This is a genomic window from Psychrobacter communis, from assembly GCF_014836505.1.
Classification (GTDB): Bacteria; Pseudomonadota; Gammaproteobacteria; order Pseudomonadales; family Moraxellaceae; genus Psychrobacter; species Psychrobacter faecalis.
The window spans coordinates 208,001-224,928 of sequence record NZ_JACSQR010000002.1 but is presented as its reverse complement, the minus strand read 5'-3'; the positions used below and the strand labels follow the sequence as shown (position 1 = coordinate 224,928).

Annotated in this window: 17 protein-coding genes and 1 pseudogene; 16 read left to right on the top strand and 2 right to left on the bottom strand. The window is 44.0% G+C overall.

All coding sequences use genetic code 11. The features are described from left to right. Positions 1-106: 106 nt before the first annotated feature. Together H9653_RS01905 and H9653_RS01900 are read left to right on the top strand one after the other, a co-directional pair. Positions 107-334 carry a hypothetical protein gene (locus tag H9653_RS01905; protein WP_144296278.1) on the top strand — a complete coding sequence of 76 codons (228 nt, stop codon included), beginning with the start codon at positions 107-109 and terminating at the stop codon, positions 332-334. Next, positions 328-1,425: a BCCT family transporter gene (locus H9653_RS01900; protein WP_225211555.1), complete on the top strand. Its 1,098-nt coding sequence runs from the start codon at positions 328-330 to the stop codon at positions 1,423-1,425. Before H9653_RS01905 ends, H9653_RS01900 begins: the two co-directional genes overlap by 7 nt. Positions 1,426-1,625: 200 nt before the next feature. Here the strand turns inward: H9653_RS01900 and htpX are convergent, their stop codons facing one another. Continuing rightward, positions 1,626-2,540, bottom strand: coding sequence for a protease HtpX (gene htpX / locus H9653_RS01895; protein WP_191690011.1), 915 nt, complete (start codon positions 2,538-2,540; stop codon positions 1,626-1,628). Positions 2,541-2,847: 307 nt separating this feature from the next. On the opposite strand from htpX, the gene H9653_RS01890 reads away from it, so the two are divergent. The 14 genes from H9653_RS01890 (at position 2,848) to radA (ending at position 15,541) form a co-directional block, all read left to right on the top strand. Beyond that, on the top strand, positions 2,848-3,309 hold the full coding sequence (locus H9653_RS01890; protein WP_191690009.1) for a methyltransferase family protein: 462 nt from the start codon (positions 2,848-2,850) through the stop codon (positions 3,307-3,309). Between the two features lie 54 nt (positions 3,310-3,363). Next, entirely contained in the window at positions 3,364-4,170 is an 807-nt protein-coding gene (locus H9653_RS01885; protein ID WP_191690007.1) for a PhzF family phenazine biosynthesis protein, read from the top strand. Positions 4,171-4,181: 11 nt separating this feature from the next. Beyond that, positions 4,182-4,511 carry a YnfA family protein gene (locus H9653_RS01880; RefSeq protein WP_191690005.1) on the top strand — a complete coding sequence of 110 codons (330 nt, stop codon included), beginning with the start codon at positions 4,182-4,184 and terminating at the stop codon, positions 4,509-4,511. Positions 4,512-4,664: 153 nt separating this feature from the next. Next, entirely contained in the window at positions 4,665-5,288 is a 624-nt protein-coding gene (locus tag H9653_RS01875) for a 6-pyruvoyl trahydropterin synthase family protein (RefSeq protein ID WP_191690003.1), read from the top strand. Next, entirely contained in the window at positions 5,281-5,805 is a 525-nt protein-coding gene (tsaE, locus tag H9653_RS01870; RefSeq protein WP_068404209.1) for a tRNA (adenosine(37)-N6)-threonylcarbamoyltransferase complex ATPase subunit type 1 TsaE, read from the top strand. Before H9653_RS01875 ends, tsaE begins: the two co-directional genes overlap by 8 nt. Positions 5,806-5,856: 51 nt before the next feature. After that, positions 5,857-7,605: a DNA mismatch repair endonuclease MutL gene (gene mutL, locus H9653_RS01865; protein WP_191689999.1), complete on the top strand. Its 1,749-nt coding sequence runs from the start codon at positions 5,857-5,859 to the stop codon at positions 7,603-7,605. Between the two features lie 61 nt (positions 7,606-7,666). After that, complete coding sequence (gene miaA, locus H9653_RS01860; RefSeq protein WP_191689998.1) at positions 7,667-8,860, top strand: tRNA (adenosine(37)-N6)-dimethylallyltransferase MiaA; 1,194 nt, start codon at positions 7,667-7,669, stop codon at positions 8,858-8,860. A 372-nt stretch (positions 8,861-9,232) separates the two neighbouring features. Beyond that, positions 9,233-9,769: an RNA chaperone Hfq gene (gene hfq, locus H9653_RS01855; protein WP_191689997.1), complete on the top strand. Its 537-nt coding sequence runs from the start codon at positions 9,233-9,235 to the stop codon at positions 9,767-9,769. 249 nt (positions 9,770-10,018) lie between these two features. Then, positions 10,019-11,011 carry a KpsF/GutQ family sugar-phosphate isomerase gene (locus H9653_RS01850; protein WP_191689996.1) on the top strand — a complete coding sequence of 331 codons (993 nt, stop codon included), beginning with the start codon at positions 10,019-10,021 and terminating at the stop codon, positions 11,009-11,011. A gap of 126 nt (positions 11,012-11,137) precedes the next feature. Further along, positions 11,138-11,704, top strand: a complete 567-nt coding sequence (locus tag H9653_RS01845; protein ID WP_191689995.1) for a KdsC family phosphatase — start codon at positions 11,138-11,140, stop codon at positions 11,702-11,704. Next, complete coding sequence (gene lptC, locus H9653_RS01840) at positions 11,701-12,285, top strand: LPS export ABC transporter periplasmic protein LptC (RefSeq protein ID WP_068404219.1); 585 nt, start codon at positions 11,701-11,703, stop codon at positions 12,283-12,285. The genes H9653_RS01845 and lptC overlap by 4 nt, the downstream gene beginning before the upstream one ends. Positions 12,286-12,426: 141 nt before the next feature. After that, positions 12,427-12,915 carry a lipopolysaccharide transport periplasmic protein LptA gene (lptA, locus tag H9653_RS01835; protein WP_180952567.1) on the top strand — a complete coding sequence of 163 codons (489 nt, stop codon included), beginning with the start codon at positions 12,427-12,429 and terminating at the stop codon, positions 12,913-12,915. A 190-nt stretch (positions 12,916-13,105) separates the two neighbouring features. Continuing rightward, positions 13,106-13,816, top strand: coding sequence for an LPS export ABC transporter ATP-binding protein (lptB, locus tag H9653_RS01830; protein WP_191690059.1), 711 nt, complete (start codon positions 13,106-13,108; stop codon positions 13,814-13,816). A 288-nt stretch (positions 13,817-14,104) separates the two neighbouring features. Further along, positions 14,105-15,541, top strand: a complete 1,437-nt coding sequence (gene radA / locus H9653_RS01825) for a DNA repair protein RadA (protein WP_068404223.1) — start codon at positions 14,105-14,107, stop codon at positions 15,539-15,541. A gap of 165 nt (positions 15,542-15,706) precedes the next feature. On the opposite strand, the pseudogene H9653_RS12680 reads toward radA, so the two are convergent. Continuing rightward, positions 15,707-16,054, bottom strand: a pseudogene (locus H9653_RS12680) (septal ring lytic transglycosylase RlpA family protein); the annotation flags it as partial. Positions 16,055-16,928 lie beyond the last annotated feature (874 nt).

The following is a 16,928-nucleotide window of genomic DNA, read 5'->3' as shown; positions in this document are numbered from 1 at the left end:
TAAGCCTGTATCATCATTGGATAAACACATTCAGCATAATGACATTAAACTAGGGGTAGAATAGAGTGAACCTAATACGGACAGTCATATAAAAATAAGAATATAAATGAGCGACAAACCGAATGACGATGGCTTAAGGGAGGCTGACGAGTCAAATAATCCATCAGTAAATGAGCCTAGCGAAAGCTCGCGCCCGCCGTTTGAGCGCAGGCAGTTTGGCGGTACAGAACGCCAATCAAAACCGTTTGATGAAGATGTGCCAATCTCCCGCAGCGATCTGAAAAAAGGAGCACAGGAGCTGTCAGAAAACAGTGTGGCTCATATTATTTGTTAAATGCCTTAGTCGAAAATTTGGGTCAGTTCTTTGTCACACTCCCTGCTAGGATGTTTAAAACCTTTGCCTATGTACCTGGTAGTAGCGACTGGATGGGTAGCTGGACGCTGTTCTTTTTGGCGTTTTGGCTCGCATGGGGACCGTTCGTTGGGGTGTTTTTGGCGCGTATTTCGCGTGGACGCACATTACGTGAGTTTGTCATTGCCGCGATTACAGTGCCGGTATTATGTGACTTTATCATCGTTTCTTTCTTTGGTAACTCCGCCCTTTATGAGGTATTACAAGGCAATACCGCCTTTGCCGAGCTTGCGGTTCAAAGCCCAGAGCGCGGTTGGTACGCGCTACTTGAGCTGTTTCCGGGAGCGACTATTTTGATAGCGTTAGCGACGCTTTCAGGATTGCTGTTTTATATCACCAGTGCTAACTCAGGGGCGATGGTGATGTCGAACTTTTCAACCTCTATCCCTGACCCAAGCGAAGATGGCCCAAAGTGGCTACGCATTTTTTGGGCGGTGTTGACGGCAGTATTGACCATCTCTATGTTGATTGCAGGCGGCGTCATTACCATGGAATATGCCACGCTTATCTTTGCTCTTCCTGTGACGATTATTGTTTATCTGGTGATGTTCTCTTTTTCTAAAGCGTTAAAAATAGAACGGGCTGAGCGCGAAGGTACGGTGCTGCGTCGCCCATCTGTTACGCCAAGTGGCGGGCATATACCGGAGCGTTCTTGGAAGCAGCGCTTGGGACAAATGCTGGCTTATCCGAGCAAACGAGAAACGGAGCAATTTCTTGAGCGTGTCGTCCGTCCGGCGCTAAACGATGTCGCCAATGAGTTTGAGCGCCAAGGTTATAAGATTGATCGTGATAATATTCCTCATATAGCGGGCGATATTGATGTTGGTGGGCCATTATTAAAGGTATCTACTGACGCCCAAAACGACTTTTATTATCAAGTGTCTATGGTCGAGACGCCGTCACCGACCTTTAGTGGCAAGATGTCACCAGTTAGCGATGTTTATTATCGTTTAGAGGTAACGACGCAAACCGGCTCTGGCGGTTATGATTTGATGGGCTTGACCAAGCAGTAAGTGATTGATGATGTGCTTGAACAATACGAAGCGTACCTGACTTTTATTACCAGTCCGCCAGAGACAGATGTGAGCACAACCACCGCGGCAGTAGGAGTAACAGGTAAAAGTTGATTTTTTATAACGGTAAAACGATGCAGATAATAGCAGCGTCAATCCTGCTATCCGCTATCATCTGTCATGTATGTTAGGGCTGCGGCTTAAGCCTTGCTAGGATTATACTTTCTCAACGCCGCAATACGTTCATCAAGCGTTGGATGTGAGCGGAAAAGGTTGGCGATACTAAAGCCCGTAGACTGCCCTGACGATATTGCAAACGCTTTCATGCTCTCAGGCATCTGGTCTGGACGCTGCTCAGAAGGACGCAAGGCATCCAGTGCGCTAATCATTTTGTCACGGCTGGCAAGCTTTGCGCCCATCTCATCAGCACGGAATTCACGTAGGCGCGAGAACCACATGACGATAGCAGACGCCAAAAACCCCAGTAAAATATCCATCACGATACTGGTGATGAAATAACCGATACCTGGGCCATCCCCTTCATTTTTAAAGACAGTACGGTCGACGAAGCTACCAATAATACGCGCAAAGAACATGACAAAGGCGTTTACCACCCCTTGAATGAGCGCAAGGGTCACCATATCGCCGTTGGCCACATGACCAATCTCATGCGCGAGCACGGCTTCTATTTCATCGGGTGTCATGCTTTGTAGTAGCCCTGAGGAGACCGCGACCAATGCTTGGTTTTTGTTCCAACCGGTTGCAAAGGCGTTTGGCTGCGAATTATTAAAAACTCCCACTTCCGGTATGCCAATATTTACCGCCTGTGCGTGTTTGGCGACAGTATCAACCAGCCATTTTTCCGTAGCATTTCTTGGCGTTTCGATGACTACTGTGCCCGTTGATTTTTTTGCCATCCATTTTGAGATAAATAGCGAGACCATCGAACCAACCATGCCATATATACCGCACATAATGGCAAGGCTAGTATAATTTAGCCCGCCTGCGCCATGGACGCCGCCAATCCCAAAAAATCTGGATAAAATACCAAACACGATGCTAAAAACCACAATCACCGCTAAGTTGGTTAATAAGAACAATCCAATACGCATCATGACGCTAACTTCCTCATTTAAGTTCAACTACATCTTAGAAACAAGACCTTCACTAGAGTAAAGGGTAAAAATGAAACAAATGGCAATTATAACCTTCTATGGATAATAAAGCCGCTCATTCTAATATCAATCGTCACTTAAAACTTGTAGAGTAGGGACAACAGCGGCGTAAAGTGTTTAACTAATGAAGAATAAAAGGCGAAAAGCTAAATAAACACTGAATACTATAATAAGTAATTAAGCGCTCATTTATTATTTAATTCTATATAAGGTCTTATTTATAAAATTGCATTTATAAGGAGTCAAGATGAATTCTCTAGAGCTAAAAGTACCGCCAGTCGCGCAAGTTATCGTCACCGCAGCGGCCATGGCTGGCGTCTCTAAAGTCACACCTGCTTTGAAATTTTCTTTGAAAGGTTCTGCGGCATTGGCAATGGGTTTGGGTGCCATAGGAGTGGGTAGCGCCATTTTGGGTGTCACACAATTTAAAAAAGCGCAGACCACGCCCAATCCGCAAGCGCTTGAGAAGGTTTCAAGTTTGGTGACCAGCGGTGTGTATCAATATAGCCGCAACCCTATGTATGTAGGCTTGGTGCTTGTATTATTTAGCTGGGCATTGTATCTGTCGCACTTTCTTGCCTTCGTGTTATTGCCTCTATTTATACTTTATATGACCCGCTTTCAAATCCAACCAGAAGAGCGGATGTTGGCACAGAAATTTGGCAAGGCTTATCAGGTTTATAAGGCAAAAGTCAGACGTTGGGTATAAACAGCGGGATAAAAAATAGCCAAAATTAATGTTAATAAAAAAGAAGAGCATGCTATGCAACTAGAAATTAATGTCGTCGACGCTTTTACGGATACCGTTTTTAAAGGCAATTCAGCAGCCGTTATTATCACAGATAATTGGCTTTCTGATAAGTTAATGCAGTCTATTGCTTTTGAAAATAATTTATCGGAGACAGCTTTTATTGTGTGTGATGATGACGGTATTTATCATATTCGCTGGTTTTCTCCTTTGACTGAGATTGCGTTTTGCGGGCACGCAACCTTGGCGTCAGCCTTTGTGTTATTTAACAAAAGCCCTGATGTAGAAACCATTAAATTTTACGCAAAAGCGGTTGGTATATTGACCATCGTGCAAACAGACGCTGGCAAAATACAAATGGACTTTCCTAATACTAAGCCTGAAAAGGTTAAAGATATTCCTGGTAGCTTGCTGGCAGGATTGTCTGTTGCACCAGTCGAAGTTTATAAAAACACTCAAGCCTATTTTGTGATTTATAATGCTGAAGCCGATGTCTTAAACGTAGCGCGCGATAACGAGCAATTAAAACAACTTGCGCCGTTAAATGTGGTGGTCACCTGTCAGGCCACCTCCGCTGACTATAAGGATTACGATTTTATTTCACGTTATTTTTGGCCTGCCAATGGTGGCGATGAAGACCCAGTGACCGGTTCGGTTCATACGGGGCTCGCACCACTGTGGGCAGAGCGTTTGGGTAAAGATGAATTAATAGCTTATCAAGCATCAAAACGAGGCGGTATTTTAAACTGCGTCGTTGCAGGCGATAGGGTGCTAATTTCTGGTAATGCCGTGCAATATATGACAGGATTTATCACGGTTTAGGAGTGGTTGGTTTGACTGAATTAAAAACCGTTGGACTGTTTGCGCTGACTGCATTGGCAGAAATCACAGGCTGCTATTTGCCTTATTTATGGTTGCGAGAAGGTAAGTCGATTTGGCTGCTGGTTCCTGGTGCACTAAGCTTGGTCGCTTTTGTTTGGCTGCTGTCCTTACATCCCACCGCCGCTGGTCGCGTTTATGCTGCTTACGGCGGTATCTATATCTCGATGGCTATTATTTGGCTGTGGACGGTGAACGGCATCAGGCCAACCACGTGGGATATTTTGGGTTCTATCGTCGCGCTCTTAGGCATGGCAATTATTATGTTTGCACCACGTCATTAGTGAATGGATTTTGCCAATATGGCTATTAGTAAGTGACTACTTACGCAGTCATTACGATTTGCTATAATGAGCCGCACGCCGATGTGTCGTTGCGGTAAACCCTTATAATATTCATGTTTAACACAGTAAAGCTTACTGTTTTGGTCAATTATTATGCGTATTCGTAAACTGTTCAAATTTGAAAATGCGCATATCGTGCGTAATTGTAGCTCTGAGCGCTGCAAACATTCTATTCATGGTCATAGCTATCAGATTGAGCTGATTCTTGAAGCTAAGCGGTTAGACCATGGGCAAATGGTGTATGATTTTGGTCTATTAAAATCGTCTATTAAAGACATTATCGACAGCTTTGATCATGCGATTTGCTTTTGGAATAAAGACGACTCTGAATATATCGCCGCCTGTAAAAAATTCAGCGCGCGTTGGATCAGTTTGCCGGTATCGCCGTCAGCAGAGCAATTCTCACGCGTCATCTTCTTTTGGGCACAAGAAATTCTCAAACAAACCCAAATGCAAAACGGTGAATCTGATGTCAGCGTTTACTCGGTGATTGCCCACGAAACCGCAACCGGTTACGCACAGTGCTTTGCGGACGATGTGGCAAACACGCAAATGGGTGAGCTTCATCTAGAAGACTTTGAATTTAGTGAGCAAGTGAAGGCAGAATGGCATGACCCCGAGCTATATGCCAAATTGATTCGCGGTGAAAGCTTTATCAATCCAGCCGTGACTATGCAAGTACAGCCGCAAGTAAGGGAAGGTAAGTTTGATGCCTAATAATATAAAACAAGACCAACATGTGAAAACCTTGACGCTGCATTCTGAAGCAGATACCCAGCGCTTGGCGGTGCAATTGGCAGCGTTGCCCTTATCGGGTAGTGTTTGGCTGTCGGGTGATCTAGGCGCTGGTAAAACCACCTTGACGCGTTATTGGTTGCAGGCGCTAGGCCATACAGGTGCGGTCAAAAGCCCAACTTATACCTTGGTCGAGCCTTATAGTATTGAGCAAAAAGATGGTTCAATTAAACCTGTTTATCATGCAGATTTATACCGTCTGCAAGACCCAGAAGAGCTATCCTTTATTGGTTTCGATGAATATTTGGATGAAGCAAATGCCTTAGTTATTATTGAATGGGCCAGCCGTGCGGACAGCTATTTACCACCGCCGAGTTTGTTTATTGATATGACGCAAGCCGATCGCGATGATAATGATAAAGAAGCGCGTCAGGTTGAGCTGAGACTATCGAAGGCGGGTCAAGCGCAAGGCTTAGATTTGTCTTCTCTTAACCTTTAGGTTAAACCGCATCACAGCCTCTGAGGTTTTATAAAAGTATGACGCTCACTAATGCCAGATAATCCCTCCAATAGCCGCATCAAAAAACTATCGCCGCTGCTTATCAATCAATTGGCAGCGGGCGAGGTGGTGACGCGTCCTGCCGCTGTGGTCAAAGAGCTGCTTGAAAACGCGATAGACGCTGGCGCGAGCAATATTGAGATACGTATTACCCAAGGCGGCATGGGTATGATTGAAGTGCTGGATAACGGCACGGGTATTCATCCTGATGATATGGTCATGGCCATTACTCGCCATGCAACCAGTAAAGTGGCCGATGTGGCTAATTTGCATGGTATTACCACACTGGGATTTCGCGGTGAAGCGTTAGCAGCGACTGCGGCAGTTTCTCGTTTGACTTTAACCAGTAGTCATGACGACAGTGGGATTGGTCGCCAGTTGCAAGTTGCCGGTGTATTGGACGAGGTGCCAAAATTGCTGCCAGTCGTGCATCAACGCGGCACGACCATTACCGTCAAGGATTTATACTTTAATGTGCCCGCACGCCGCGGCAACTTAAAATCTATTGCGACCGAGTTCGGTCATATCGAAACCATTGTCCGCGAAGTGGCTTTGGCGCGTGCAGATGTGGCGCTAACCTTGTTTCATGACAATAAAAAGCGGTTATCGCTGTCTTCAAGAGCAATGTCTGCAAATGATAACGAGAATACCAATAGCAGCAACAATAACGCTCATCGTCTGCCTTTATCACGTCTTGAGCAAGCGACTGGTTTACCATTAACGGACAACGCTTTAGAAATATCCATCGACCTTACCAGTTTGATGCAGCTGCCTAAAGACTATGTGAATAGTAATTTTGCTGGTCAAGCGAACATCAACGGTTGGTTATGGCTTAGCAATGACTCTCAAAGTACTTTTCCAAAATTAATTTATGTGAATGGACGGTTGGTAAAAGAAGCGTTGATTAGCAATCAGCTGCGTCAACTTGCCCAAAGTGCGCAGTTATCAGGTATTGGCTACGCGCTTTATTTTGATCTGCCAACTGATTGGCTCAATATCAATGTCCATCCGTCCAAACAGCGTATCAAAATCAGCCCGCTAAATAACATCATGGCGCATCTTAGTCATGCGATTCAAGCAAAGCTTAAAACGGTTGCTACCAAACAGAACATCAATTCCGCTGATGAAAGTAGTCAGGTATTAGATAATCATCTATCTATCAATAACGCCTTTGCTACTGTAAGGCAACAGACGTCATCAGCCATTTATTCAGCGAAAAGTCAGCAAGTACAAGCGCCCAAACAGCCATATCAGTTGTCAGAAAATACCGATAATGCTCAATCAGAACAGGCAACTTTTACTGAAAATATAAATCCAGGCAGCACATTAATAAGTACGGCCAATACGTCACAAAATCTATCGGTAAAAAATGCTCCTTTACCATATTGTTTGGAGGTTATTTTAAATACGGGTCATGATTTAGATGCAATTAAAAGTGTCAGTGAGAAAACGCTACCATGGTTGCTGTTTTATAGTTGCAGCCAATTTTTTCTGATTGGCGCTGAAATATGGCAGGCGCAATTAAGCTTATTGTTTGAGACGGATATATTTAGAGAGCAGGTTTCATTTAATGATGCGAATGCTGTCAATCAGCAGCTTACTGACTTAGCCACAAAAATGTCTACAGAAGATTTATGGGCATTTAACGCAGATATCGAAGACTTACTTGCTAAACATGCTTTTAAGTCTATAAATAACCAGCGTTTAATCGCATTGATGCTATCAGCTACAGCCATTTAGATGTCCATTGATTAGAGTGAGGACACGTTTTAGTAGTCTTATAAAAAATAAAGGTAATCCTATGCAAATCTCGTCTGCTAGCTCATCTTATCGCCTCAATCCCAATTTGGCGGATAATAGCGTGGTGTGTTTGATGGCACCGACTGCGAGTGGCAAGACAGCTCTAGCGTATGAGCTATACGATACTGGGCGTTATGAGCTGATTTCGGTCGATTCAGCATTGATATATCGTGATATGAATATCGGTACAGCCAAACCAACCGCTGCGGAGTTGGCACGCTATCCGCATCATTTGGTTGATATCATTGACCCGATGCAAAGCTATAGCGTCGCTGAATTCGTTAATGATGTTGCTCGTTTAATTGATAGCTGTCATGAGAGGGGCAAAATACCTTTGCTCGTTGGCGGTACTATGATGTATTACATGGCGCTTATTGATGGGTTATCGCCCGTGCCTGACAGTGATGATGACGTGCGCGCGCGTGTGGAGCAGTGGCGGCAAGACGAAGGTATTGGTGCACTATATGATTATCTAGGGAAAATAGATCCGATAAGCCACGAGCGTCTTAATGCGACCGATACTCAGCGTATCACGCGCGCGGTTGAAGTTTATCTGCAAACCAATATACCCATCAGTGACTGGCAGCAAAAGCCCAAACATGCCTTGGCGCATAATCCCAATCAGCAATGGCATGCGCTGGCGGTGATGCCAGAACGTTCATGGCTACATCAGCGTATCGAGCAACGTTTGGATATAATGTGGCATGATGGGCTAGTGGCGGAAGTGATCGGATTGCTTGAGCAGTACCCTTTGACACCAAACTTACCCTCTATGCGCTGCGTCGGTTATCGGCAAGTATTAGAATACCTAGTCCATATTAAGCATCCAATATTTAAACAGCCGCACTTGGATAAAGCGCAATTTTATGACGCCTTTTTAGAAGTAGAAGCGGCGAGTGCAAGTAAACGACCACAAGACACCACTACTCAAGCGCTCGATCAGCCATTGACGCTCAGCGCTCAAACCGAGGCACTTGCTTGTCAGAAAATGCAAAATAAGGCATTATATGCGACCAGACAGCTGGCGAAGCGTCAATATACTTGGCTGCGCAAACTTACTCAGTTGCCCAATTTGCCTGATAATGCGTCAAATACTGCAACAAAGCTAAATGAAAACGATGACAAGCTTATGCGCGGTGATATCAAAATAAAAACGTTTGCTACTATGACCCAAGTAAGAGAGTATTTATACTAAAACCAAATCATATAAAGCGCATTAATTAGCCCCGTAAAAAATAATGACAATTAGTTTCAAAATAAAGGTTGGATAACTGCTATAATTTAAATCATAGTAAAATAGTGTGAATTATATCGGTATCATTGCTTTTTGAACGGTCGTTAATTAACTTTTGTTGGTAGGAAGTCTTAAAAAATAAGCGGTTACTTAATTATTTACAATAATAACGTATTCACGGTAAAGTGAAATTATTTAACAAGAATTAGTGCTTATTTAGATACGTTTTATAAATAAAACTTATTATTGTATCTGCCCTTAGCCATTATAATTAAAGCAATACTTATAATAATTGGCACTAAAAATAATTATATAATATTTAGGAGAGATGTCATGTCAAAAGGACAAACTTTACAAGACCCGTTTTTGAACTCGTTGCGCAAAGATCGCATTCCGGTTTCTATTTTTTTAGTTAATGGTATTAAGCTGCAAGGTCAAATTGAATCATTTGATCAATACGTGGTGCTGTTAAAAAACACAGTGAGTCAAATGGTTTATAAGCATGCCATTTCAACAGTCGTGCCCGCCCGTAATCCTAGAAGCAGCACGACGACTGGTACGGGTGCGCAAACCTCAACGGGTGCACCTACTGGTTACCAAGGTGGTATGAGTAGTGGTTTTGAGCGTGGTAGTAACCTTGCTGGTGGTGGCGGTTTTGAAGAGCGCGGCTTTGCCAATCGTAGTGGTTTTAATCGTGGCGGTTTTGGTCAAGGCCAAGATCGTGGTTTTGAGCGAGGCAGCTTTGGACAAAGTCAAGAGCGCGGCTTTGAGCGCGGCGGCTTTGGTCAAGATCGTGGCTTCGACAATTCTTCAGACAATGCTATGTTTGAAAACAAATCAAACGATGATATAGACGATAGCAATCAATAAATAACGCTATCTGATGTCTATTTGATTGAAAGTATGTTATTAAAATGTTGTATAGCTGATTAAGACCTACTATTAATTATAGTGGGTTTTTTTTGTATAAATAGACGTATAATCATGGCTGCGCAAGCGACTATTTACACTGCTTAGTAAGTAGGCAATGATGAAAGCGACGTCTTGCCCTATATTATTAATATCAGCCATAGTATAGTAAAATGTTTCATTGATTCACCGAAAATATAGAGCTAACGTATGAGTAATTCGCACCGCCACCTGACCCATCAACAATTTATTAGCACTGCTATCGAAGCAATTCATACGGAGATAGCAGCGCTAGAATTGTTAACGGAACAAATCGATGATAGATTTGCTCAAGCCTGCGATATTATCCTAGCCTGCAAAGGGCGTGTGGTGGTGACGGGCATGGGCAAATCGGGTCTGATTGGTCGTAAGATAGCCGCGACTTTTGCTTCTACGGGCACGCCAGCGTTTTTTATGCATCCTGGGGAAGCGGGGCATGGCGATTTGGGGATGTTGGTGCAGGGCGATGTCCTACTGGCTATCTCAAACTCGGGCGAGTCAGATGAAATTAGAATGCTGCTGCCCGTGGTTAAGCGTCTAAATATTCCCCTGATTAGTATTAGTCGAGACAAACGCGGTATGCTACCACGAGCGGCGGATATCATTTTGACGCTTGGTAAATCACAAGAAGCTTGCCCGCTCAACCTTGCCCCGACTTCTAGTACCACAGCGACCTTGGCATTGGGCGATGCGTTGGCTGTGGCTTTGGTACATGCACGTAATTTTACTTCAGAAGACTTTGCCTTATCGCATCCTGCAGGCGCCTTAGGACGCCAGTTGCTGACGCGGGTCGAAGATTTAATGCATACCAATTCAGAAAATTTACCGCTTATTAATCAACAAGCACCGCTACAAGACGCTTTATTGACCATGTCTTCTGGGCGTCTAGGTATGACAGTAGTGACTGATGACGAACAAAAAGTCGTCGGCGTATTTACCGATGGTGATTTGCGCCGCGGCTTAGAAAAAGGCATTGATTTGCAAACCACGATGCGTGAGCTGATGGTCAGTAATCCACGCCGCGTCAGTAAGGATATGCGCGCGTCCGATGCTTTAAGTGTGATGAATGAAAATGGTATTAGCCAGCTGCTGATCATCGATGAGGAACAGCGTTTGGAGGCCATTATTACGGTACATGACTTATTACAAGCCGGTGTTAAGTAGCCCTATTTTAATAAACAATGTATTAATAATTGGCGCAATTAAGAAGTAACATATTAAAAAAGCCTTAATAAAAGAGTGTTTAATAAGAATACGTCTCATAATAAAATTATTAATAAGAGAAAATTGATGCAAGACTTAATAAAAAAAGCCGGACAAGTAAAGTTATTGGTCATGGATGTTGATGGTATCTTGTCAAACGGTCAAATTATTTATGATGCCAACGGTACTGAAACCAAAGCCTTTTCGGTACAGGACGGTGTCGGTGTCAAATCGTTGGCGCGCTATGGTATTTTGACCGCTATTATTACTGGTCGTAGCAGTCCTATGGTGGACAAGCGTGCTGCTGAAATGGGTGTCAATTATATCGTCCAAGGTCGTGATGATAAGCTGATTGCGTTGAATGAGCTATTAGCGACGCTTAATGCTGAGCTTAATATCACCGCTGCTGATTGTGCTTATATGGGCGATGACTTACCAGATATTAAAGCGATGCAAACGGTAGGCTTTGCGGCCACTGTCCCAAATGCCCATCAAGAGGTGATAAAGCGCAGTGATATGGTGACCACCCGCACAGGTGGTACCGGCGCAGTACGGGAAATATGTGATCTTATTTTAAAAGGTCATGGTCACTATCAAGATTTTATCGCGCACTATACGCTTGATGCAGCGAAACCTGAGGATAACTTATCGTGAATACTCGTGTTTTAATCGTTCTGGCATTAATTATTGCTGTAATTGCTGGCTGGTTCTTCAAACAGCAAGGGGAGATCACGCCGCCCGTTAGTATGGAACCGACGGATGTGGATTATGAAGCCACTGACATTAAGGCGGTACAGACCAATGAAAAAGGTGAGACCGAGTACGAACTAAGTGCAGAATCCTTGACCCATAATCCTGTGACCAATAAAGATGAGATGAAAGGTATCACCATGAATTGGGAGCCATCAGACGAGCAGCGTTACCGCGTTGAAGCGGGCAGCGCTGCCATCAGTCAACAGACAGGTGAGATGAGCTTATCAGGTGGTTTTACTTTAGTTAGCGAAGGCAAAGCGGGCGAGTCTGATATTGAGCCGATTAAAGTCATGGGCACTACCTTAAAAGGCAATACCAAAACAGGTCAAGTCTATAGTGATGCGCCAGTAAAAGTCGAACAAGGGATGAACCGCTTCGAGGCGTCAAGCATGAAAGCCAACCTTGAAACTGGGGACTATGAATTTGGTCAAGTCGCGGTTGCATTTACGCCCGCGAAACGCCAAGATAAAGCTTTATTTTAACAGCAGCACCTAGCAGGAAGTTTGCAAACGCCACTACCCATAATGATACGAGTAACTTTTATGAAATCTACTTTTTTGCCTACTTTACGCTTGCTATCGACACGCTCTATCCAAGTAACACACGGTTTACGAACGCTACCGATGCTAATGTTGTTAGCATTGCCGTTATACAGCCATGCCTTGCCATCAGATGCCAATCAGCCTATTAAGCTGTTGGCGGATAAGGCTACTTATAGTGAACGTACAGGTATCACCAGCTATTCAGGCACTGTCGTGATTACGCAGGGTACGTTCAAAATGACCGCCGATGATATTACGGTCAACCTCTCGCAAGGCCGTAGTATCAACTCGGCAGTCGCCACCGGCCGTCCAGCCACTATGCAGCAGGTAGTGACGCAAGAAAAGGGCTTGGCAAAAGGGCAGGCCAATAAGATTGATTATAATGCGGTCACGGGTATCGTGACGCTCACGGGTAATGCAAAATTGGTACAAAATGGCGCCAGTTTTGCCGGTAATGTCATTCGTTATAGCTTAAAAGCTGGCGATGTAGAAGCAACTGCTGGTGGCAGTCAGCGCGTAGAATTGGTCTTCCCGCCTAATAGCGGTAGTAACCGAAGCAGCATACGCTAAGCACAGTATTTTTAATATAAAAGTAAGCGATAGTAATACTAAAAACTTTGCAACTTTAACAGTAATTGACAGGTAAGTGATGAGCGATATTAAAAACAATGTTGTTAAGACTAATGAAATTCATAGCAACGAGCTTAATAATGGTTCTGTAGCGGCAACCAATAGCTCCGAGCCTGTCGCCCGTTTAACAATGCAAAATTTGGGCAAACGCTACGGCAAACGCTGGGTGGTAAAGGATGTATCATTTTCTGTTGAGCAAGGGCAAGTTGTTGGATTATTAGGACCAAATGGCGCGGGCAAAACTACTAGCTTTTATATGGTGGTCGGACTGGTCAATATGGATAAGGGCCGCGTTACCTTAGGAAAAATGGATTTATCAAAATATGCCATGCATGAGCGCGCGCGTGCTGGTATTGGCTATTTGCCGCAAGAAGCTTCTATTTTTCGTAAATTATCCATTGAAGATAATATCTTAGCCATTCTGCAAACTCGTAAAGAGTTAAGTGCCGCTGAGCAGCGTCAAGAGCTTGAAAAGTTGATCGGCGAGTTCCATTTAGAACATGTACGCAAATCATTGGGTATGAGTATCTCAGGCGGTGAGCGCCGCCGCTGCGAGATTGCGCGTGCTTTGGCGGCCAATCCAAAATTTATCCTATTAGATGAGCCGTTTGCTGGTGTTGACCCTATCTCTGTTAGTGATATTAAAGATGTTATTTTAACCCTAAAAAATCGCGGTATTGGTGTACTCATCACCGACCATAACGTGCGCGATACCCTCGCCATTTGCGAAAAAGCCTATATCGTTTCAGAAGGCGCCATCATTGCGGAAGGGACGTCATGTGAAGTGTTAGAGAATGATTTGGTAAAATCTGTCTATCTTGGTAAAGACTTTCGCGTATAAGCACTTCGCTATTTAGTAGAGGTGAGCCTGTATAAAGCCTTGTTTGAATCATTAGCCAAATATCTTATCATTGTAGGGTGTAACGAATATTTGTCTATTTTCTCTTAACGTCCATGCCCCCTATAAATTGCTATCTACCTCTCATAATCTAATGCCTGGTTATTAAAAAAGGCGCGTTCATTTTTTCTCTTAGTCTTACACTTAAGCTCGTATAGAGCATTCTAGAATTCTATTTATTATTCGCGATTTATTACTTTCTATTGACCAGTTCAATAAGGTTCATACGTTATGGCAAAAAATAAAAGCAGTTATGTCTGTCAACAGTGCGGGGCGCATTTTGGCAAATGGGCGGGGCAGTGTACAGACTGCGGTGAATGGAACAGTTTGGTAGAAGCACCAAATGTCAGTATGCCGCACCATAATAAGAGTAGCGCAAAAGCGAATGCTAGCCGAGCGGTTTCTCGTAGTGCGGGTGCACCTGCTGGCAATTATTCGGGTACGCACAGTGCGGTCATGCCACTCAATGCGGTAAGCGTGACACTAGATACACGCTTGCCCACTGGCATTAGTGAGTTTGATCGAGTGTTGGGCGGCGGACTGGTGGCCGGTTCGGTCGTTTTGATCGGCGGTGACCCAGGAATCGGTAAATCTACGATTTTGCTGCAAACTGCGACCAATATGGCAAAGGCTGATTCATTGGCAGGTAGCGCGCTGTATGTGACGGGTGAAGAGTCGCTCGCCCAAGTAGCGATGCGCGCCAAGCGTTTAGATTTGCCAGCGGATAGATTACGTGTGCTCGCGGAGACCAATGTTGAAACCATTTGTGCGGCTTTAACCCAAGAGCAGCCGGCGATTGCTATTATTGACTCGATTCAGACTATTTATACCGATGCCATTAATTCTGCTCCAGGCGGCGTTAGTCAAATTCGTGAGTCGGCAGCTATTTTGACCCGTTATGCGAAGCAAACTGGCACGGCACTATTTTTAGTCGGGCATGTGACCAAAGAAGGAACGCTGGCAGGGCCACGTGTCCTCGAACACATGGTTGATACGGTTTTATATTTTGAAGGTCAGTCCGATTCACGCTTTCGTATGATTCGCGCGGTAAAAAACCGTTTTGGTGCGGTTAATGAGCTGGGCATTTTTGGCATGACCGATATGGGACTCAAAGAAGTCGCCAATCCCTCAGCGATATTCTTAAGCCGTTATGATAAGCCCGTAGCGGGTTCTGTGGTGATGGTAAGCCGTGAAGGTACTAGACCCCTGCTGGTTGAAGTGCAAGCCTTGGTTGATGACTCACAAGGTTCACCAAGACGTATGGCTTTAGGGCTCGATTTTCAGCGCCTATCAATGCTGCTTGCGGTCATGCATCGTCACGGCGGTATCCATACCAGTGGACAAGATGTGTATGTAAACGTCGTTGGCGGCGTTAAGGTGATTGAAACCGGGTCTGATTTGGCCGTACTATTGGCTTGTGCTTCTAGTATCAAAGAAAAGCCTTTACCCTCATCACTTGCCGTTTTTGGTGAAGTCGGCTTATCAGGAGAGATTCGACCGGTTCCTAACGGACAAGAGCGCCTAAAGGAGGCGATGAAACACGGCTTTAAACACGCAATTATTCCTAAAGCCAATGCGCCTGCCAAAGATGCGCCGCAGTTTAAGGGTATCAATGTCATCGCGGTTGAGCGTCTCGATGATGCGATTGAAAGCGCATTTGAGTTATAGTTTTAAAAGCTATACCATGTTAACTATTTAGCGTCAAACGTTAAAAACGAAAAAGCGCCTAACTTTAAATGAGTTAGGCGCTTTTTTTACAACTAACGTTAAGCAGTTTTTTCGATAAAAAACCGTTAAAGGTTTAAACCGCGAATGGTCTAAAACGTTAATGGTTTAAGAAGAGGGGCCTGAAACACGCTCAATAGAGACGTTACCCACACCTTTATTGGTAATACCAAGTTGCTTGGCAGCACCGTAAGATAAATCCAACACACGGTTACCATGGAATGGACCACGATCGTTTACTTTAACGACGACGCTTTTGCCATTAGTTTTATTGGTAACTTTAACGTAGCAGTTCAAGGGTAACGAGCGGTGAGCAGCGGTTAAACCATTCATGTCAAAGGTTTCGCCACTGGCAGTTTTGCGGCCATGAAACTGACGACCGTACCAAGAAGCCAAACCAGTTTGTTTAAATTTGCTTACAGAATTAGAAGCGACTGCCGTTAAGCGCTCTAAAACATCTTCATCATTGGATACTTGGGCAGTGTCGCTGGCGAGCAATGGGCTGCTAAGCGCTAATGAAGTAGGCTGACGAGCAGACTTAACTAAGCTTGATGCGCCGTCATGTTGACGACTAAGTTCACCGAGCACACGGTCAATACGGGAGGCGTTATCTTGCGAAATCGTTGCAAGGGAGGTTTTTGATTCTACAGCATTTGCATTAGTAGCGATTGCAGAGCCAGCAAATAAAACGGCTGACATTGTAAGTAAACCAGATAAACGCTTATTCATAAATACCTCTATAGCGTATACATTAGAACCTAACTCTAAAACCTCTTAGAGGGAGCGAGACAATATTAGACCACTCTAACAGTGCCGCAAACTCGAAAGCCGCTCTATCATCTATCTGTTTTATCACGATGATAGTAAATATGGGCTTTTATAAGCTCTAACATATGGTAATTTTCATTTATATCATCATAAGTGGCTCGGGAATTATCGTTATATACGACTCGCAAAACCCACTTATGACACGCTCAAATGATAGTTAACAATAGTAATCAAACAACCAAAGTAAGGTTGCACCAATCGATAAAGGACTTTTTTGCATTGCTAAGTTAATAAAGGGTTTAAAGTATGTTGCGTATTACTTTGTTATTAAACCGTTAATTAAGTACTGACTTTGCAAGCCCAAAATCTACAATTTGCTAACTATACGGACGAGCTACAACTGCAATATAATTAAATGATATCTTTCTTAGTAGCTATGTACGCGTTGTGTATCAAACTACAATAAAAGGAGGGTAACGCAATTATTTGTAAAAAACAAGGAATAAAACCTAACAGTACTAATCGGTCACTAATAGGGCTTCATCTGGGTTTTGCCAAAACA